At 68.9% G+C, this 19,245-nt stretch carries 16 protein-coding genes and 1 pseudogene; 13 read left to right on the top strand and 4 right to left on the bottom strand.

Translation table 11 applies throughout. From position 1 onward, the window contains the following. The 3 genes and pseudogenes from Q7J39_RS18895 to Q7J39_RS18885 all read left to right on the top strand — a co-directional run. Nucleotides 1-786, top strand: a pseudogene (locus Q7J39_RS18895) (cobaltochelatase subunit CobT); the annotation flags it as partial. Next, nucleotides 783-1,748 carry an esterase-like activity of phytase family protein gene (locus Q7J39_RS18890; RefSeq protein ID WP_304829009.1) on the top strand — a complete coding sequence of 322 codons (966 nt, stop codon included), beginning with the start codon at nt 783-785 and terminating at the stop codon, nt 1,746-1,748. The pseudogene Q7J39_RS18895 and the gene Q7J39_RS18890, both read left to right, overlap by 4 nt. Before the next feature lie 12 nt (nt 1,749-1,760). Further along, complete coding sequence (locus Q7J39_RS18885; RefSeq protein WP_304829006.1) at nt 1,761-2,507, top strand: dienelactone hydrolase family protein; 747 nt, start codon at nt 1,761-1,763, stop codon at nt 2,505-2,507. A 106-nt stretch (nt 2,508-2,613) separates the two neighbouring features. On the opposite strand, the gene rpmB is transcribed toward Q7J39_RS18885, so the two are convergent. Beyond that, entirely contained in the window at nt 2,614-2,919 is a 306-nt protein-coding gene (gene rpmB, locus Q7J39_RS18880; RefSeq protein WP_304829003.1) for a 50S ribosomal protein L28, read from the bottom strand. Between the two features lie 389 nt (nt 2,920-3,308). Between rpmB and Q7J39_RS18875 the strand changes: the two genes are divergently transcribed. Continuing rightward, nucleotides 3,309-6,269 carry a TonB-dependent siderophore receptor gene (locus Q7J39_RS18875; protein WP_304829001.1) on the top strand — a complete coding sequence of 987 codons (2,961 nt, stop codon included), beginning with the start codon at nt 3,309-3,311 and terminating at the stop codon, nt 6,267-6,269. 44 nt (nt 6,270-6,313) lie between these two features. Here the strand turns inward: Q7J39_RS18875 and Q7J39_RS18870 are convergent, their stop codons facing one another. Together Q7J39_RS18870 and Q7J39_RS18865 are read right to left on the bottom strand one after the other, a co-directional pair. After that, on the bottom strand, nt 6,314-6,883 hold the full coding sequence (locus Q7J39_RS18870; protein WP_304828997.1) for an NUDIX domain-containing protein: 570 nt from the start codon (nt 6,881-6,883) through the stop codon (nt 6,314-6,316). Beyond that, a complete protein-coding gene (locus Q7J39_RS18865; RefSeq protein WP_304828994.1) occupies nt 6,880-8,688 on the bottom strand; it encodes a DUF4153 domain-containing protein in 1,809 nt (602 codons plus the stop codon). Before Q7J39_RS18865 ends, Q7J39_RS18870 begins: the two co-directional genes overlap by 4 nt. Nucleotides 8,689-8,836: 148 nt before the next feature. On the opposite strand from Q7J39_RS18865, the gene Q7J39_RS18860 reads away from it, so the two are divergent. The 8 genes from Q7J39_RS18860 to Q7J39_RS18825 all read left to right on the top strand — a co-directional run bounded on the left by Q7J39_RS18860 (nt 8,837) and on the right by Q7J39_RS18825 (nt 16,014). Continuing rightward, nucleotides 8,837-9,466, top strand: coding sequence for a TetR/AcrR family transcriptional regulator (locus tag Q7J39_RS18860; protein ID WP_304828991.1), 630 nt, complete (start codon nt 8,837-8,839; stop codon nt 9,464-9,466). Continuing rightward, on the top strand, nt 9,463-10,434 hold the full coding sequence (locus Q7J39_RS18855; RefSeq protein WP_304828988.1) for an HlyD family secretion protein: 972 nt from the start codon (nt 9,463-9,465) through the stop codon (nt 10,432-10,434). Before Q7J39_RS18860 ends, Q7J39_RS18855 begins: the two co-directional genes overlap by 4 nt. Next, nucleotides 10,431-11,348, top strand: a complete 918-nt coding sequence (locus tag Q7J39_RS18850) for an ABC transporter ATP-binding protein (RefSeq protein WP_304828985.1) — start codon at nt 10,431-10,433, stop codon at nt 11,346-11,348. The genes Q7J39_RS18855 and Q7J39_RS18850 overlap by 4 nt, the downstream gene beginning before the upstream one ends. Further along, nucleotides 11,345-12,553: an ABC transporter permease gene (locus Q7J39_RS18845; protein ID WP_304828982.1), complete on the top strand. Its 1,209-nt coding sequence runs from the start codon at nt 11,345-11,347 to the stop codon at nt 12,551-12,553. The genes Q7J39_RS18850 and Q7J39_RS18845 overlap by 4 nt, the downstream gene beginning before the upstream one ends. A 53-nt stretch (nt 12,554-12,606) precedes the next feature. Further along, a complete protein-coding gene (locus Q7J39_RS18840; RefSeq protein WP_304828979.1) occupies nt 12,607-12,855 on the top strand; it encodes a type II toxin-antitoxin system ParD family antitoxin in 249 nt (82 codons plus the stop codon). Then, nucleotides 12,855-13,142 carry a type II toxin-antitoxin system RelE/ParE family toxin gene (locus Q7J39_RS20930; RefSeq protein WP_370690110.1) on the top strand — a complete coding sequence of 96 codons (288 nt, stop codon included), beginning with the start codon at nt 12,855-12,857 and terminating at the stop codon, nt 13,140-13,142. The genes Q7J39_RS18840 and Q7J39_RS20930 overlap by 1 nt, the downstream gene beginning before the upstream one ends. 74 nt (nt 13,143-13,216) lie before the next feature. Then, on the top strand, nt 13,217-15,742 hold the full coding sequence (locus Q7J39_RS18830) for a helicase-related protein (RefSeq protein ID WP_304828973.1): 2,526 nt from the start codon (nt 13,217-13,219) through the stop codon (nt 15,740-15,742). Next, entirely contained in the window at nt 15,739-16,014 is a 276-nt protein-coding gene (locus Q7J39_RS18825) for an RNA-binding S4 domain-containing protein (RefSeq protein WP_304828970.1), read from the top strand. Before Q7J39_RS18830 ends, Q7J39_RS18825 begins: the two co-directional genes overlap by 4 nt. A gap of 37 nt (nt 16,015-16,051) precedes the next feature. Here the strand turns inward: Q7J39_RS18825 and Q7J39_RS18820 are convergent, their stop codons facing one another. Continuing rightward, nucleotides 16,052-16,729 carry a hypothetical protein gene (locus Q7J39_RS18820; RefSeq protein ID WP_304828967.1) on the bottom strand — a complete coding sequence of 226 codons (678 nt, stop codon included), beginning with the start codon at nt 16,727-16,729 and terminating at the stop codon, nt 16,052-16,054. 98 nt (nt 16,730-16,827) lie between these two features. On the opposite strand from Q7J39_RS18820, the gene Q7J39_RS18815 reads away from it, so the two are divergent. Continuing rightward, on the top strand, nt 16,828-19,179 hold the full coding sequence (locus Q7J39_RS18815; protein ID WP_304828964.1) for a penicillin acylase family protein: 2,352 nt from the start codon (nt 16,828-16,830) through the stop codon (nt 19,177-19,179). Nucleotides 19,180-19,245 lie beyond the last annotated feature (66 nt).

Here is a 19,245-nt window from a genome sequence, read left to right as displayed (position 1 = left end):
CCGCTGTCGTTCATGAGCGAGAAGGAAGCCACCTTCCGCGATACCGTGGTGACGCTGCTCTTGGACAATTCCGGCTCGATGCGCGGCCGTCCCATCACGGTGGCGGCGACCTGCGCCGACATCCTGGCGCGCACGCTGGAGCGCTGCGGCGTCAAGGTGGAAATTCTGGGCTTCACGACGCGAGCCTGGAAGGGCGGGCAGTCGCGCGAGGCGTGGCTGGCCGCCGGCAAGCCGGCCAATCCCGGCCGCCTCAACGATCTCAGGCACATCATCTACAAATCCGCCGACGCGCCATGGCGGCGCGCGCGCAAGAATTTGGGCCTGATGATGCGCGAGGGGCTGCTGAAGGAGAACATCGACGGCGAGGCCCTGATGTGGGCCCACCAGCGGCTGATCGGCCGGACCGAGGCCCGACGCATCCTGATGGTGATCTCCGACGGCGCGCCGGTGGACGATTCGACCCTGTCGGTGAACTCCGGCCACTATCTGGAGCGCCACCTGCGCGAGGTCATCGCAGAGATCCAGGACAAGAGCCCGGTGCAGCTGATCGCCATCGGCATCGGCCACGACGTGACGCGCTACTATCGCCGGGCTGTCACCATCGTCGATGTAGAACAGTTGGCCGGCGCCATCGTCGACCAGTTGGCCGAGCTCTTCCAGGAAGAGCCGCGCAAGGCCAACCGCAAGACCGCGGGCCTGCTGGCCCCACCGCCCAACACCCAAGGCCCCCAGGGTGGCGCGCCCCGGCGGTCCACCTTCAAGGAAGTCCGGAGAGCCGTGGCGTGAAACGACTGATCCTGGGAGCCGCGCTCGCCGCGCTCACCGCCTGCGCGCAACCCGCCACCCTGCCAAAAGGGCCGATAGCCGCAGGCCCCGGGATCACCATCACCGCGGTCCCCGTCCCGCTCAATCCGCAGGACGCCGCCCAGGACCGCATCGGCGACTTCGTCTATGCGGGCGGGCTCGTCCTGAGTTCGGATCAGACCTCGCGCTTCCACGGCCTGTCGGACCTGCGGGTGACCCGCGACGGCAAGCTGACCTCCATCAGCGACGAAGGCGACCTTCTGGAGACGCGGGTCTTGCGGGACAAGGCCGGTCGTCTTGTCGGTCTCGGAGCCGCCACCCTCACCGTCCTGACCGGCCCGGACGGCAAGCCGTTGCAGGGCAAGAAGGAAGCCGACTCGGAGGGCCTGGCCGTCCTGCCCAATGGCGACCGCCTGGTCAGCTTCGAGGCCATCGACCGCATCCTGCTCTATCCGGCCAAGGGCGGCGCCGCGCGCGTGGTCCCCTCCCCCGTGGGCGCCAACTTCCCCAGCAACGGCGGCATGGAAGCCCTGGCCCTCGATCCCGCCGTTGGCCCCGACGGCTACATCACCGCCGGTGAGGACTCCGGCGAGACCTGGACCTGTCGCCTCAGCGCGGCCTGCGTGAAAGGCCCGACCCTCGAGAAGCCCGTCGAGTTCGGCGTGGTGGCGGTCGACCCCTTGCCCGGCGGGAACACCGCCTGGCTGTTCCGCGCCTGGGACCCGGTGCGCGGCAGCCGTATCACCCTGAAGATCCTCGGCCCCCAGGGCGAGGTGGCCCGCATGGACATCGCCAAGCCGCTCACCGTGGACAATATCGAGGGGGTGTCCGCCGTTCCGAACAAGGATGGCTCCACCCGATTCTACCTGCTTTCCGACGACAATTTTTCCAATTCCCAGAAGACCATCCTGCTGGCTTTCGACTGGAAGCCCGCGAAGCATTAGCGAGGCGCCATCATGAGCCAGACCGAAATCGCCCTTCCCACCCCGGAGGGCGAGGCGCGCGCCTTCGTGTTCAAGCCCGACTCAGGCGTTGGCCCCTGGCCCGCCGCGATCATCGCCATGGACGCCCCGGCCATCCGTCCCGCCCTGTTCGAGATGGGCGAGCGCCTCGCCGCCGCGGGCTACTATGTGCTGCTGCCAGACCTGTTCTGGCGCGCCGGCCCCTACCCACCCCTGGACATCGCCGCGGCCCGCGCCGGCGACAAGACGGCCGGCGAGCTGTTCGCCAAGCTGCGCGCCAGCACCGGGGCTGGCCGCCAGATGACCGATGTGAAGGCCTGCCTCGACTACATCGACGCCGATCCGGCCGCCAAGCCGGGCAAGGTGGGAATCACCGGCTACTGCATGGGCGGCTCCATCGCCCTGCGCGCGGCGGGGACCTATCCCGACCGGATCGGCGCGGCGGCCTCGTTCCACGGTGGCAACATGGCCACCGACGAAGAACGCAGCCCCCACCGGCTGGCGCCTGCGATCAAGGCCAAGGTGCTGGTGGCCGGCGCCATCGAGGACCGCAGCTATGACGAGGCCCAGAACACCCTGCTCACCCAGTCCCTGAGCGAGGCCGGGGTCGACGCCGAGGTGTCCATCTGGGAAGGCTGCAAGCACGGCTGGGTGCCCACCGACATGCCGGTGCACAACCCCGAGGGCGCTGAGCGCCACTGGCGCGAACTGATCGCCCTGTTCGACAGCGTCCTGAAATAGAAAGCATTCGGACGGAGGGGGCTATGGCCTCTGCAAGGCACCTGGCGCGCAAAGAAAAAGGCCGGCGTCACCGCCGGCCTTTTCCAAATCTGCTTGTCGCTGCCTCTTAGGCGGCGGCGACCGGCGCTTGCGCGGCGAGCTTGGCCTTCAGCTGGCGCTTGATCTTCAAGGCGCGGGGCGAGAGCTGCTCGTCCTTGGCCTTGACCAGGAAGACGTCCAGGCCGCCACGGAAGTCCAGGGTGCGGCGGGCCGCATTGGAGATGCGCAGCTTGAAAGTTTGACCCAGCGCGTCCGACTGCAGGCTGGCTGGAGCCAGGGCCGGCAGGAAGCGGCGCTTGGTCTTGATATTCGAGTGGCTCACATTGTTGCCGACCATGGGGCCGATACCGGTGAGTTCGCAACGACGCGACATGGCTTAAGACCTAAGCGAGAAAAGAGTGACGGCGGGCGGACCCGCGCGAGAGCGGGCGATATAGTCGAATGGAAGCGGCGGCGTCAAGGCGGAGCCACCTCTCAGAGCGCTTCATCGAACTTTCCCGCCTCGGCACCTATCGGCCACGGCTCCTATCGTCTTGTGCCTACAAGCCCTTGGGATACAATACCTTGTAGGGAACAAATCCCGAATCGGGCCGAGTCACCGATTCGGTCCTGATTCGTTGCGGCCACGTTCCGGCGCCACCCGACGCTCATTAACCTCTCGCCTTCCGCGTCAGTGGCGGGGACGCTCGCCTTCCCCTAGCCTGGGCTGCAAGTCACCCTCGTGGGTGGATTTCAGACCTGGGCTTGGGGCGGGGAACGAACATGACGGCGATGCGATCAGGCCTGCTCTGCGCCAGCGCCCTGGCCAGTCTCCTGGCCTTCAACTCAACGCCGGCCCTGGCCCAGGACGCCGAGGTCTCCGAGATCGTGGTCACCGGCAGCCGGATCGCCCGGAAGGACTATGTGTCGGAAAGCCCCATCGTGACGGTGGGTCAGGAGCAGATCGCCGCCGTCGGCATGGTGACGATCGAGAACACCTTGAACCAGCTGCCGCAGTTCACGCCCTCTAATGGCTCGGGGACCAACACCACCAACTTCGTCACGACCCCCGGTCAGGCCTATGCCAACCTGCGCGGCCTTGGCCCCACCCGCACCCTGGTGCTGATCGACGGGCGCCGGGTGGTGGCCGGCAATCCCAACGCGGTGGTGGACCTCAACACCTTACCCACCTTCCTGGTGGACACGGTGGAGACCATCACCGGCGGCGCCTCGGCGGTCTATGGCTCGGATGCCATCGCCGGGGTGGTGAACTTCAAGCTGAAGCGCAACTTCGACGGCCTGCAGGTCGACGCCCAGTTCGGCGCCACGGAGCAGAATGACGCCGGCCAGCTGACCGCCTCGGTGGGCTGGGGCCACAACTTCGCCGACGGACGCGGCAACCTCGCCGTGGCCGCCACCTACGACAAGCGCGAGGGGTTGCTGGCCTCCGACCGCGACTGGTCGGCGGTAGGCTATTCCATCCTCGCCACCGGCCTGACGCCCTCTGGCGCGGCGACCATCCCCGACGGTCGCTTCGACCCGGCCTCCAACACCGGCGGCGCGGCGAACCTGCCCAGCCAGGCGGCGATGAATGCGGTGTTCGGCGCCTACGGTTTCGCGCCTGGCACGGTGGCGCGCGGCGCCAGCCTCTCCTTCAACGCCGACGGCAGCCTGTTCTCCACCGCCCCGGTGACCAACTACAAGGGTGTGCGGGACGCGGGCTTCTCACCCACCAGCTACACCTTCAACAGCGCCGCCTACCGCTACCTCAACCTGCCCCTGGAGCGCTGGAGCCTCTATGCCTCGGGCCACTACGACCTGAGTGACAATCTCGAGGCCTACGGCACGGCCAGCTACACCACCTATGATGTCTCCCGGCAGCTCGGCCCCGCCTCGGCCAGCGACGGCGCCTTCCCCGGCCCCGACATCGTGGTGCCGGTGACCAACCCCTTCATCCCGACGGACCTGCGCACCCTGCTGGCCTCGCGCGCCGACCCGACGGCGGCCTTCTATCCTCGCCGCGCCTTCAACGAGGTGGGCGGCCGGCTCTCCAACAACACCTATGAGACGATGCAACTGGTGGCGGGCCTCCGTGGCGCCCTGCCGATCAAGGACTGGAAGTGGGACCTCTACGCCAGCTACGGCCAGATGGACCACACCGAGAACCAGTTCGGGAATGTCAGCCGCGCGGCGATGCGGACCCTCACCTTCGCCCCCGATGGCGGGGCCGCGATCTGCGGCGGGTTCAACATCTTCGGGGCCGGCAAGGTCAGCCCCGGCTGCGCGGCCTATATCGCCCGGGAGGTCACCAATTCCACCACCATCAAGCAGACGGTGGTCGAGGGCTACGCCACCGGCAGCCTGATCGACCTGCCGGCCGGGGCCTTGAAGTTCTCGGCCGGCGCCCAGTACCGCAAGGACGACTTCGACTACGCCCCCGACCTCAAACTGCGGGGGCCGGACATCGTCGGCTTCAACCCGGCGGTACCGGTCAGCGGCGACATCACGTCGAAGGAGGTCTACGCCGAGCTGCTGGTCCCGGTGCTGGCCGACCTGCCGCTAATCGAGAGCCTGGACATCACCCTGGGCGGCCGGATCGCTGACTATTCCACCACCGGCCAGGTCAGCGCCTACAAGGCTGACCTCACCTGGAAGCCGGCGTCAGGCCTGTTGATCCGTGGCGGCTACCAGCGCGCCGTCCGCGCGCCCAACATCGCCGAGCTGTTCTCGCCCGCGTCCCTGGGCTTCGTCGGCATCGGCTCGCCGGGGACCGGAACCACGGCGGGCGACCCCTGCGACGTGCGGTCCTCCTATCGCGTCGGCGCCAGCGGGACGGCGGTCCGCGGTCTGTGCCTCTCCCAGGGCGTGCCCTCGGCGATCATCGACACCTTCAACCAGGCCTCAACCCAGGTGGAGATCATCGGCGGCGGCAATCGCAACCTGCGCGAGGAGACCGCCGACAGCTTCACAGCCGGCGCGGTCTGGTCACCCCCCGTTGATCAGCCGTTCCTGCGCAGCTTCAGCGTCAGCCTGGACTACTACAGGATCGAGGTGGCCGACGTGGTGGGGACCATCGGGGTCCCGACCATCCTGGCCTCCTGCTTCAACGCCGATGGATCCAATCCAGGGCTCTCCAGCGCCAACTTCTACTGCCAGCAGTTCACCCGCCTGAGCTCGGGCCAGATCACCGGCGTCGCCCAGACCCAGGTGAACCTCGCCTCGGTGAAGACCTCAGGCATCGACGCCCAGCTGGACTGGGGCTTCGATCTCGCCGACCTCGGCCTCCCGGAGAACGCCGGCGCCCTGGCCTTCAACCTGGTGGTCACCAAGCTCGACAGCTTTGAGCGTCAGGCGCGGCCCAATGGCGCCTTCGTCGACTATGCCGGGACGATCGGGGCCGACCTCTCGGGCGGCGCCCTGCCGGAGTGGAAGTCGGTGCTTTCGGCCACCTGGGCCGTAGGTCCGGTGCGGACCGCCCTGCGCTGGCGCCACATCGCGGCCATGACCGACGCCCGCAGCGTGCCGACCTTCAGCCCCACGGCGGTCAACACCCCCGACTATGACGTCTATGATCTGTCGGGCTCTTGGAAGATCGACGACCGGGTCACCCTGCGCGCCGGGATCAACAACCTGGAAGACAAGGACCCGCCCTACTTCACCAGCTATCCCAACTCCAACACAGACCCCTCAAGCTTCGACATCCTGGGCCGCCGGGTGTTCGTGGGGATCAACGCGAAGTTCTGACCTGATAATTCCTCCCCCGACACAGCCTGCGGCCTGGGGAGGAATTAGAGCGCCAGCTTCAGGTGCTGGATCAGCATGATGGTCTTGGCGTCGACGATGATCCCATCCCGGACCATCTGAAGGGCCTCGTCCAGCGTGACCTCCAGCACCTCGATGTCCTCGCCCTCGTCAGCGTGGCCGCCGCCGGCGCTGACCTTGTCGGCGGCGGAGTAGCGGGCGGTGAAGAAGCTGAGTTGTTCGGTGACGCTGCCGGGACTCATGAACACCTTGAAGACTAGGGTGACCTCGGCGAACCGGTAACCCAGTTCCTCCTCGGCCTCGCGCTTGATGGCGGTCTCCGGGTCGTCGGCGTCCAGCAGGCCGGCGGCGGCCTCGATCAGCGGCTCGGGATGTCCGCAGACATAGGCGGGAATGCGGAACTGTCGGGTCAACAGCACCGTCCCGCGCGCCGGGTCGTAGGGTAGGATCACCGCCCCATCGCCCCGGTCGTAGGTCTGGCGGACCTGCTGCTCCCAGGTCCCGTCGCGGCGCCGGTAGTCAAAGGTCACCCGCTTCAGGGTCGCCCACTCGTCGGAAAGAGTGTGGAAGGCGAGGTTGCGGACCTGGTCGCTCATCTGGTCTCCGGCGGCGGGGGCTTGATCTCCGACACGACGACGGCTTCGCCGGCCGCGCCGTCGGGGCATTTGTCGGTGTCAGGCACGACGCGCAGGCGGCGACCGGCCACCACCACGTCGGCCAGGGGCTTGGGATCGGCGTTCACCGCGAACTGGCCCGCCTTCAGCGCCGCCCCATCCTTGTCGCAATAAGAACCGGAGAGCGTCCCGATCCGCGACCAGACGCCCTTGTCCTGGCGATAGACCCGGCGGTCACCCATGGCGAAGACCACCACCTCGGGGGCCGTATCGCCGTCGAGGTCGGCGACCACGGCGTCGCACTGGCGGCCGGTCTCGCAGTTCTGCAGCGGGTCCTCGAAGCTTTTCCAGGTCTGCTCCAGGAATCCGGGTGGCAGAACGCCGCCGCCGGCCACGGCCACCAGTTCCTTGCGCTCCACCACCGAGGTCGTGGCCTCACCGTAGCGGGCCTTCCGGGCAAGCGCCGAGGTGGCGCGCTTGGCGATCTCCGCGGCGTGGGGACCGGTCTTGCGGGCGGCGAGCGCCTTCAGAGCGTCCATCCCCGGTTTTCCGGCCTCAAAGCGCAGGAATAGGTAGTCGAACTTCGCCGGCGTCACCGCGCCGCGGTCCAGGCGCGCGACCTGGTCGTTCACCGACAATCGGCTCGGATTGGCGATCGGCGAGAACAGGGCCAACAGGACCGCCACCACCACGTGGGCGGTGACGACGTTGGTGACTTCCAGCCGCTTCAGCCAGGGGCCGGGCCAAAAGACGCTGGCCGCGTAGCCCACCGCATAGATGACGGCCACCAGGGTGCAGGCGACACCGTAGATGCGGTCCGGTGTCAGACCATACTGCCCGATACGCAAGGCCAGGCCATAGGCGGCGATGGCCACCAGCGGCGTGATGATGACGCCGGTGACCCGGCCGGCCCACTTCAAGGCGACCGGCGGATGATCCTCGGCCTCGCCTTCCTGATAGGCGGCGTTGAGCAGGACGATGAGCGCCGCGGCGGCCGAGAGCAGGATGCCCGCCGCGCTCTTGGTGTCCCAGAGCAGCGATAGGCCCGTGAACGGCAAGGCGATGAGGAAGCCCGCCCCGATCACCGCCATCACTGGCAGCAACCAGGAGAGCAGGGTGAGCGCCACGGTGCGGATGCCTCGCACCAGGCTGGCGCGGACGTCGGTCAGGTGGATGGCCAGGGCGAAGAAGGTGGTGGTGGCGGGGAAGGCGAACCAGGGCTTCTGGATGGTCTCGCCGACCCACTTGACGCCGATCAGGTCGAACAGCGCGCCGCCCAGCCAGAGCAGCAGCCACAGGGCGCCGACGAACAGAACGGCCAGGGCCAGGCGCACGCCGTCCTTCCAGGTCTGGTCGAAGTAGCGCCCATAGCCGGCGATCCAGCGCCGGTCAGCGTCGGCGCCCGCCACCAGATGGTGGGCGATGAACAGGCCGATGGCGGTGAAGATCACCAGGGGCGGACCCGGCCAGTGCTCCGTGCTGGCGTCGGGGATGGCTATGGTCCCGTGATAGGCGCCGAGCCCCGCAACCACGATGGCGGTGACGGCGCCCCAGACGATCAGGGTGCGGGGCCGCAGGGTGCGCAGGCCGCCCAGCACCACCACCGGCAGGAACAGGATTAGCATCGCGCAGGCGCAGAACAGCGGCGAGGGGATATTCTCCGCCAGGCCGTGCTTCTCCCATTCGTTCAGGCCGTACAGCGCGAGGCCCTGGGCGAACCCGATGGCGACGCGGGCGATGGCGATTGGCCGCGAGGCCGCAACCTGATCGGTTTCTCCGGCGAACATGATGCTGGTCTCTCCCCTGCGCGCCGCACGGTTGCATGACGGACGGCGTGGGCCAACAAGCTTGGCTTGATGATGGAGAAGTTCCTCTCCTTGTCAGGGTGTGGCTTGAGCGGTATTGATAACTGACCAGTCAGTTAGTAGATCGCGCATGTCCCTCCCCGCAGGCCAGCCCAAGTTCCGGCGCCGCAAGGCCGACCGCCCTGACGAGATCGTCGCGGCGGCTTTCGAGGTGTTCGCGGAGAAGGGCTTCGCCGCCGCACGGCTGGATGACATCGCCGCCCGGGCCGGGGTCTCCAAGGGCGCGATCTATCTCTACTTCGCCACCAAGGATGACATCTTCCAGGCGGTGGTGGAGCAGGGCGTCGCGCCGAACCTGCACAACCTCGCGGCCCTGGCCGCCGCCAATCCGCAGACCTTCCCCGACCTGATCCGCGCCTTCGCCAAGCTGATCGCCCAGGTCGCCGCCACGACCCCGCTGGGGGGCATCCTGAAGATGGTGATCGGCGAGGCGCGGAACTTCCCGGAGCTGGCGCGGGTGTGGCACGATCGGCTGATCGTCCCGGCCCTGGGCGCCCTGTCGGCGGCGATCGCCGCGGCCCAGGCGCGCGGCGAGATCCGTCCCGGCGACCCGCGCCACTACGCCGTCTCGCTGATCTCGCCGATGCTGGTGGGGGTGATCTGGCGCGAGACCTTCACGCCCATCGGCGCCGAGCCCTTCGACCTGCCGGCCCTGATGGAACAACACGTCGAGACCCTGCTGCGGGGAATGGTCCCATGAAACAACGCCTGCTCGTCATCGTCCTGCTGCTGGCCGCCGCAGCCGTCATCGCGGCCCTGGTCCTGGTTCCACGCATGAACCGCTCCAACCTGCTCACCGGCTATGTGGAGGGCGAGCCGCTCTATCTGGCCGCGCCCGTGTCGGGGACCGTGGCTCAGGTCTATGTCCAGCGCGGCGCTCGGGTGAAGGCCGGCGACCGGCTCTTTGTCGTCGACCCCAGGCAACTGGCCGCCCAGCGCCAGCAGGCGGAGGCCGAGCTGGGCGCCGCGGAAGGCCAGGCGCAGGACGCCCGCAAGGGCCTGCGCCCCGTGGAGCTTGCCGTCTATGACGCCAATATCGCCGCCGCCGAGGCGAGGGCCCGCGACGCCGCGGCCGACATGCGCCGGGTCCAGCCCCTCGTCCGCAAGGGTATCTATGCGCCCGCCCGCCTGGACGACGTCCGCGCCGCCCTGCAGACCGCCGAGGCCCAGGTCGTGGCCGCCCGCCGGCAGCGCGACGCCGCGGCGCTGGGCGCCCGCGAAGGCCAGGTCCAGGCCGCCGACAGCCGGGTGGCCCAGGCCCAGGCCGGCCTGTCGGCCGCCGAGGCGCGACTCTCCGATCTCGCCCCTGTCGCCCCCTCCGCAGGCCGCGTGGAGGATGTCTTTTTCCAACCGGGCGAATGGTCCATCGCCAACCAGCCGGTCCTGTCCCTGCTGCCCGACGACCGCATCAAGCTGCGGTTCTTCGTCCCGGAGCAGAGCCTGTCGGCCTACCGCATCGGGCGCGTCGTACGGTTCACCTGCGACGGCTGCGCCAAGGCCCTGTCGGCGACCATCACCTTCATCAGCCCTCGCCCGGAGTTCACCCCGCCGATCATCTACAGCCGCGAGGCCCGCGACCGGCTCGTCTATTTGGTGGAAGCCCGCCCCTCGGCCCGGCTCAATCCCGGCCAGCCGGTGGACGTGACGCCGCTGGAGCCGGCCCGGTGACCCTGGCCATCGACGTCCACGGCCTGAACAAGAGCTTCGGCGACAAGCACGTGGTGCAGGACTTTTCCATCCAGGTGGAGCCTGGGCGGATCTGCGGGTTCCTGGGTCCCAACGGCTCGGGAAAGACCACCACCCTGCGGATGCTGTGCGGCCTGCTGACCCCCGACAGCGGCGAGGGGACCTGCCTGGGTCTGGACATCATCGGGGAGGCGGGCGCCATCAAGCGCCAGACCGGCTACATGACCCAGAAGTTCTCGCTCTATGAGGACCTGACCCTGGAGGAGAACCTGATGTTCTCCGCCCGCGTCCACGACCTGGACCGCCGCAAGGACCGGGTGGCCCACGCCCTGGAGCGCCTGGGCCTGATCGAGCGGCGAAGTCAGTTGGCGGGCACGCTCTCGGGGGGCTGGAAGCAGCGGCTGGCCCTGGCCACCGCCACATTGCACGAGCCCAAGCTACTGCTGCTGGACGAGCCCACCGCCGGGGTCGATCCCAAGGCGCGGCGCACCTTCTGGGACGAGATCCACGCGCTCAGCGCCGAGGGCCTGACGGTCCTTGTTTCCACCCACTACATGGACGAGGCCGAGCGCTGTCATGAGATCGCCTACATCGCCTATGGCCGGCTGATCGCCCGGGGCACGGCGGAGCAGGTGATCGGCCGCTCCAACCTCGTCACCTTCAACGGTGAGGGCCAGGGCATCGACCGACTGTCGGCGGAACTGGCCAAGCGCCCCGGGGTCGAGATGGCCGCCCCCTTCGGCGCCTCCCTGCACGTCAGCGGCGCCGATCGCACGGCGCTGGAAGCCGCTATCGCCCCCTATCGCCGCGCGCCCTACCGCTGGACCGAGGTGGAGCCGACCCTGGAGGACGTCTTCATCCAGCTGATGGAAGGCTCGGAGGACAACTTCCGATGACCCTTCTTCGCCGAGGCTCCGAAGGGCAAGCCCCTCCACCCGGCCCCGCCCTGCGAAGCGGCGCCCGCCGCGAAGCAGGGTTTTCCCTCACCCGGGTCTGGGCGGTGCTGATCAAGGAGTTCAAGCAGCTCACCCGCGACCGGCTGACCTACGCCATGATCCTGGCCCTGCCGGTGATCCAGCTGCTGCTGTTCGGCTACGCCATCAATTCCGAGCCCCGCCACCTGCCCACCGCCGTGCTGGTGCAGGAGGACAGTGTCTTCGCCCGCTCGATCCTCTCGTCCCTGCGCAACAGCGCCTATTTCGACCTCGTGGCCCAGGCCCGCAGCCCCGCCGAGCTGGACGCGCTGATCCGGCGCGGCGAGGTGCAGTTCGCCATCACCATCCCCGGCGACTTCACCCGGCGGGTGGCGCGCGGCGACAAGGCCCAGATCCTGGTGGAGGCCGACGCCACCGATCCCTCGGCCACCGGCCCCGCCGTCGCGGCCCTCGCCGCCCTTCCGACCCAGGCCCTGGTCGGCGACCTCAAGGGCGCCCTGGCCCCACGGGTCCAGGCCAGGCCCGCCTTCGAGGTGGTGGTCCACCGCCGCTACAATCCGGAAGCCGTCACCGCCTACAACATCGTGCCGGGCCTGCTGGGCGTGATCCTCTCCATGACGCTGGTGATGATGACCTCGCTCAGCGTCACCCGCGAGACCGAGCGCGGCACCATGGAAAGCCTGCTGGCCACGCCGGTCGAACCGATCGAGGTGATGATCGGCAAGCTGGCGCCCTACGTCCTGGTGGGCGTCGCCCAGACCGTGATCATCCTGGCTATCGCCAAGCTGCTGTTCCAGGTGCCGATGCTGGGGGGCTGGCTTGGCCTCGCCCTCGGGATCAGCCTATTCATCGTGGGGTCCCTGGCGCTGGGCTTCCTGATCTCCACGGCGGCGCAGTCGCAGCTGCAGGCCATGCAGATGAGCTTCTTCTACATCCTGCCCTCGATCCTGCTGTCGGGCTTCATGTTCCCCTTCCGCGGCATGCCCGGCTGGGCCCAGGCGCTGGGGGAGGTGATCCCGGTCACCCACTTCCTGCGGGTGGTGCGCGGGGCCCTGCTGAAGGGGCAGGGGCTGGAGGACATGTGGCGCGAACTGGCGGCCCTGCTGGCGTTTGTGTGCGTGGTCACGGCGCTGGCCATGGCCCGCTATCGGCGGACGCTGGATTAGGGTTGGATTGAATTGAGTACCAGATATTGGTATTCTCCAGTCTGGAGGCGCCAATGAGCAAGAACACATCCTTCAGTCTCGGCGAGCACTTCAGCGCCTTCATCGACGCTGAGGTCGCGACAGGCCGGTACGGCTCCGCAAGTGACGTCGTGCGAGCGAGCCTAAGGCTCCTTGAGGAACGCGAGGCGCAGTTGAGCGCACTTCGAGCGGCCCTCATCGCGGGTGAGGAGAGCGGCCCTTCGACACCGTTCGACTTCAACGATTTTATCGCGAAGAAGCGGAGTGACGAGAGCGCTGACTGATGGGCTATGTTCTATCACCCCTGGCTCGCAAGGACCTTGAAGGTATCTGGGCCTATAGCCGAGAGCGGTGGGGCGTAGATCAGGCCGAGCGATATCTGAGGGACATCCAGCGCGGGGTCGAGTCCGCCGCCGCCCATCCTCGCCGTGGTCGCGCCTGCGATGACATTAGCCCGGGCTATTTCAAGCTCGCGGTCGGCTCTCACCTCCTCTTCTACCGGCAGGCCGGACTCGACATCGACGTCGTGCGCATTCTCCACCAGCGCATGGACTTCGACCGCCATCTCTGAGCGCTAGCGGCTTTCATGTCGCAGACACACCGGCGCCGCTTGCCCCGTCACGATTCCCACCCCAACTTGGGATCATGAGTCACCGCCCGACCGGCGCGCCGCCTCCCCGCCTCGTGGCGGTGCTGGGGCCGACAAACACCGGCAAGACCCACCTCGCCGTCGAGCGGATGCTGGGGCACGCCTCGGGCATGATCGGCCTGCCGCTGCGGCTGCTGGCCCGTGAAATCTATGACCGCATCGTCAAGGCCCGCGGCGCCCGGTCGGTGGCCCTGATCACCGGCGAGGAGAAGATCGTCCCGCCGCGCGCCGTCTATTTCGTCTGCACCGTCGAGGCCATGCCGCTCAGCCGCGAGGTCGAGTTCCTGGCGGTGGACGAGATCCAGCTCTGCGCCGACCCCGAGCGCGGCCACGTCTTCACCCACCGGCTGCTGCATGCGCGGGGCACCTACGAGACCATGCTGATGGGGGCGGGCACCATGGCGCCGCTGATCCGACGGCTGTTGCCGGGCGCCGAGATCGTCACCCGCGAACGGTTCTCCAGCCTGACCTATGCGGGACCCAAGAAGCTGACCCGCCTGCCGCGCCGCTCGGCCGTCGTCGCCTTCTCCGCCGACCAGGTCTACGCCATCGCCGAGCTGATCCGCCGCCAGCGCGGCGGGGCCGCCGTGGTGATGGGCTCCCTCAGCCCCCGAACCCGCAACGCCCAGGTGGCGCTCTACCAGTCGGGCGAGGTGGACTTCCTGGTGGCCACCGACGCCATCGGCATGGGTCTGAACATGGACGTCGACCACGTCGCCTTCGCCGGCCTGCGGAAGTTCGACGGCAAGCGGACGCGGTTCCTGCATCCGCAGGAGGTGGGCCAGATCGCCGGCCGGGCCGGCCGCTTCCGCACCGACGGAACCTTTGGCGTCACCGGCGAGTGCGAGGACATGGACGCTGATCTGGTGGACGCCGTGCAGGAGCACCAGTTCCAGCCGGTGGCGGCGGCCGAATGGCGCAACGCCAAGCTGGATTTCTCGTCGCTCGCCAACCTGATGAAGTCGCTCGCCGCCCCGCCCACCTTCGACGTGCTGAAGGCCTCGGCCGAGAGCCTGGACGAGGTGACCCTGCGCCAGCTGGCGGGCGACCCGGACATCGCCGACCGGGCCCGCGACAAGCCCTCCCTGGCGCGCCTGTGGGACGTCTGCCAGACGCCGGACTTCCGCAAGGTGGGCCACGAGGAGCACCTGCGACTGACGCGGGACTTCTTCCAGTATCTCACCAGCCGCAACCGCCGGATTCCCGAGGACTGGATCGCCGGCCAGTACCGCCATCTGGACCGCAACGACGGGGAGATCGACACGCTCTCGGCGCGCCTGGCCAGTGTCCGGACCCTGGCCTATGTCGCCAACCGCCCCGACTGGCTGACAGACGCCGGCGCCTGGCAGGCCAAGACCCGGGTGCTGGAGGACAAGCTCTCCGACACCCTGCACGAGAAGCTGATGGCCCGCTTCGTGGACCGCCGGACCAGCGCCCTGATGCGCGGGTTGCGGGTTCGCGAGGACATGCTGGCGGGCGTCGCCGAGGACGGCACGGTCACCGTCGAGGGCCACTATGTCGGCAAGCTGCGGGGCGTGACCTTCGAGGCCGAGCACGGCGCCTCGGTGCTGGAGGAAAAGGCCCTGCGCGCGGCCGCCACCCAGGCCGTCGGCCCGGAGATCAACAAGCGGCTGGGCCAACTGGCCGGCGAGGCGGACGGCGCCTTCGGCCTGACGCCCCAGGGCCTGGTGCTTTGGCGAGGTCAGGCGGCCGGCGCGATTTCCGGCGGCGCCCCCTTCGCGCCCCGCGTGCGGCTGCTGGGAGAGCTGGGCAATCCCGCCGCCCGTGAGCGGGCCACCCGGCGGCTGGAAGCCTTCCTCGCCGCGGAGGCGGTGCGCCGACTGGGCGCCCTGCGCAGGCTGGAAACCGGGATGGTGGAGGGCAAGATTAAGGGGCTGGCCCGGGGCCTCGCCTATCGGCTGATCGAGGCCGGCGGCGTGCTGGACCGCACCCTGGTCCGCGCCGAGGCCAAGGCGTTGAGCCAGGTGGAGCGCCGGGCGCTGAAGGGCCTGGGCATCCGGCTGGGCCACTTCACCCTCTACCTGCCGGCCCTGCTGCGACCCGACGCCTTGAGCTTCGTCCAGGGCTTCGCCGACCGCGCCTGGCGCCCCCCGACGCATGTGATCAGCCAGCTTCCCGACCCGCCCCCCGCCGCCACGGCCCTGTCCGCCTTTGGTCTGCGCGCCGTGGGTCGGTTGGCCGTGCCCGTCGAGGCCCTGGAGCGGATGGACGACCTTATGCGGGCTGGAAAGCCTGGCCAACTCACAGACGCCGACCGCGAGGTGCTGGGCTGGAGCACGCAGGAAACCAAGGAGATCCTCAGGGCCCTGGGCTTTGCGCCCACCACCCGGGAGAAGCCCGGTGAGGACATGGTCTGGCGCCGCCGGGGCGAGGCGCCCACGATCAAGCCCAGCCCGCCCTCGCCGACCTCGCCCTTCTCGGCCCTGGCCGCCCTGAAGGACAAGCCCGCCCCCGCCCGCCGCCCGCGCCGCCGCCGCAAAGCGAAGGCCGCGAACCCATGAGCGAGACGGGCTGCCGCGCCGATGTCTGGCTGTGGCGGGCGCGGTTCTTCAAGACCCGCTCGCTGGCCGCCAAGTTCCTGGACGAGGGCAAGGTCCGTCTGACCCGCGCCGGCGCCGAGACCCGGATCGACAAGTGCGCGCGGCCGGTGAAGGTGGGCGACCATCTGGTCTTCGCGGTCAGCGGCAAGCTGATCGCCGTGGCGGTGGAAGGGCTCGGCGAACGGCGGGGCCCCCCGGCCGAGGCGCGGGCCTTATACTCAGCCTTGGGATGACCCTACCCTCTCCCCTTGGAAGGGGAGAGGAAGTTGATCACGTCGACTTGCGCACCAGATCCCGCGCCGCCACCAGCAGGACCGGGGTCCAGCTCAGGATCAGGGCATAGGTCATCAGGGCCGCGCGGCTGTTGTCGATGGCCGCGAAGGCCGTGCCCACCATCGGCAGGAGCAGCAGCATGGCCAGGATCGGCCGCCGGTCGGCCATGCAGATCCGCGACAGCAGGAAGGCGTGGAGCGCCAGGCCCGCGAACTTGATCCAGACGCCCGCGCTCGACCACGCCAGCAGGTCGGTCGAACCGTCCAGATCCTGAGTGATCCGCAGGAGGGTGAGGGTTTCCAGATAATCGCCGGCCAGCGCCACCAGGGCCACGCCGATGGTGGCCATCACCAGGGGCCGCCGGAAACTCAGGCCCAGGAACATCGCCGCGCAGATTTCGAAGGCGGTGTAGGCGGGGATATAGGCCTGCACATCGAAGCGGTTCACCGCATCCATGGCCGTGACGATGGGCGCGCGGCAGGCGTTCGGGCCGAACGCCTTCAGAACCTGTTCCAGGGTGCGGGCCAGCTCGAACTCGACCACCTTGCCCGGCGCCCAGCACGCCCCGGCGGCGGCCACCTCCGGCAGCATCTGGAAGGCGATGGTGATCGCCACGGTGACCAGGCCGGTCAGGACGGTGAGGCCCGCCCACAGCCGGTGAGAACGCGTTTCCATGGCTTCCCCCTTGGACGTGCGCGAGCTTAGCGGCCACACCTCCATTGTCGATGCGGTCCCTTGTGGCCTAGCCTCTCCTTCCGACCCCGGAGGAAAGCATGCCCAAAACCGTCGCCCCGCTTCTGGGAGCTCTGCTCAGCCTCGCCAGCGTCACGGCCTTCGCCGCCCCGGCCCAGGAGAGCCGCGCGGTCGCCGGTCTGGCCGCCCCGGCCGAGATCCGCGTCGATACCTGGGGCATCGCGCACATCTATGCCGGCAGCGTTCGCGACGCCTTCTTCCTGCAGGGCTACAACGTCGCCCGCGACCGGCTCTGGCAGATCGACCTGTGGCGCAAGCGCGGCCTGGGCCTGCTGTCGAAGGACTTCGGCCCCACCTACGTGTCCCAGGACCGCGCCGCCCGCCTGTTCCTCTATCGCGGCGACATGGCCAAGGAATGGGCGGCCTATGGTCCCGGCGCGCAGGACAACACCAGCGCCTGGGCGGCGGGCGTCAACGCCTTCGTCGACGAAATCATCGCCGGCAAGCGGCCCCTGCCCCTGGAGTTCAGGATCGCAGGCTCGGCGCCCGACCGCTGGAGCGCCGAAGACGTGGTCCGCATCCGCAGCCACGGCCTGACCCGCAACGTGCCCAATGAGGTGGGCCGCGCCCAGATCGCCTGCAAGGCGGACCTGGCCGCCGCCCGCCTCTACCGCTTCATCGAGCCCAAATGGACCACCAAGGTCCCCGACGGCCTCGATCCCTGTTCCATCCCCGCCGACGTCCTGGCCGACTACCAGCTGGCCGGCGCCGGTGTGAAGTTCTCCGGACCGCCGGAGCAGCGGGCCGCGCTGGAGGTTCCCCCCGAGGCGATCGGGTCGAACAACTGGACGGTCTCCGGCTCACGCACCGCCACGGGCCGGCCAATCCTGGCCAATGATCCGCATCGGGAGCATGGCGCGCCGGGCCTGCGTTACATCGTGCATCTGAACGCGCCGGGCTTCTCGGTGATCGGGGCCGGGGAGCCCGCCCTGCCCGGCGTCTCCATCGGCCACAACGGCAAGATCGCCTTTGGCCTGACCATCTTCCCGGTCGATCAGGAGGACCTCTACGTCTACGAAACCAAGGGCGACCAGTACCGCTACGGCGACGGCTGGGAGGCCATGACCGTGGTGAAGGACGCCATCCCGGTGAAAGGCGAGGCCGCGCCGCGCGCCGTGACCTTGCGCTTCACCCGCCACGGGCCGGTGCTGAAGGCGACCGAGGGCAGGGCCTTCGCCATCCGCACGGTGTGGAGCCAGCCGGGAACCTCGGCCTATTTCGGCTCCACAGGCTATATGCAGGCCCAGGACTGGCCGAGCTTCAAGGCGGCCCTGGCCGGCTGGGGCGCGCCCTCTGAAAATCAGGTCTATGCCGACACCTCGGGCCATATCGGCTGGGTGGCCGCCGGCATGGTCCCGGCGCGGCCCAACTGGGACGGGCTGATGCCGGTGCCCGGCGACGGGCGCTATGAATGGAAAGGCTTTCTGAAGCCCGACGACCTGCCCAGCCAGGCCGATCCCAAGAAGGGCTGGTTCGCCTCGGCCAACCAGATGAACCTCCCCGCCGACTACCCTGTCGCCGAGCGCAAGGTCGGGTTCGAATGGTCCAACGCCGCGCGCTTCCTGCGCGTGGACGAGGTGCTCGCCGCCAATCCGAAACTGACCGTGGCCGACGCCATGGCCCTGCAGGCCGATCCCTACGACATCACCTCACGGCGGCTGATCGCCGTCCTCGCGCCACTGAAGACCGACGACCCCAAGCTCTCCAGCGCGCTGGCCCTGCTGCGCGGCTGGGACCATCGCACCTCGGCCGACAGCGCCGGCGCGGCCCTGTTCGAAGTCTGGACCGGCAAGCATCTGGGCCGGGCCGTGGTCGCCGCGGCGACGCCCAAGGCCGTCCATGGCGTCATCGGCAATGGCGACCTGGCCGCGGTCATGGCGCTGCTGGAAAACCCCGACGCCACACTGCCCACGGCCACCCGTGACGCGGTGCTGGCGTCGAGCCTGCTGGCGGCCTTTGACGAGGTCTCCACGCGGCTCGGCCCCGATCCGAAAAACTGGGCCTGGGGCGGGCTGCACCACGCCCGTCTGGAGCATGCCCTGACCCCGCTGGCTGACGCGGCCACCAAGCCGCTGCTGGCGGCGGGCCCGACGCCGATGGGCGGGACCAGCCTGTCGCCGATGGCCGCGACCTGGCGGCCGGACGACTTCCGCGTCGTGGCCGGGGCGTCGTTCCGCATGGTTCTGGACGTCGGCGCCTGGGACAACAGCATGACCATCAACACGCCCGGCCAGTCTGGCGATCCGGAGAGCCCCCACTACCGGGACCTGTTCCCGAAGTGGGTGAAGGGTGAGTACGTGCCGCTGGTCTATTCGCGAAAGGCGGTGGAGGCCGCGACCGAAACCGTGATCTCGCTCACACCTGCGCCATGAGCCTATCGGCGGCCTCAGATATCCTGCGGGCTGGCGGCATTGACAATTGGGGGTCTGACCGGGAAA

Origin of the sequence: Phenylobacterium sp. (genome assembly GCF_030651185.1) — a bacterium.
Taxonomy (GTDB): domain Bacteria; phylum Pseudomonadota; class Alphaproteobacteria; order Caulobacterales; family Caulobacteraceae; genus Phenylobacterium.
Note: the sequence above shows the minus strand (reverse complement) of the source record. Positions and strands in the feature narration are given on the sequence as shown.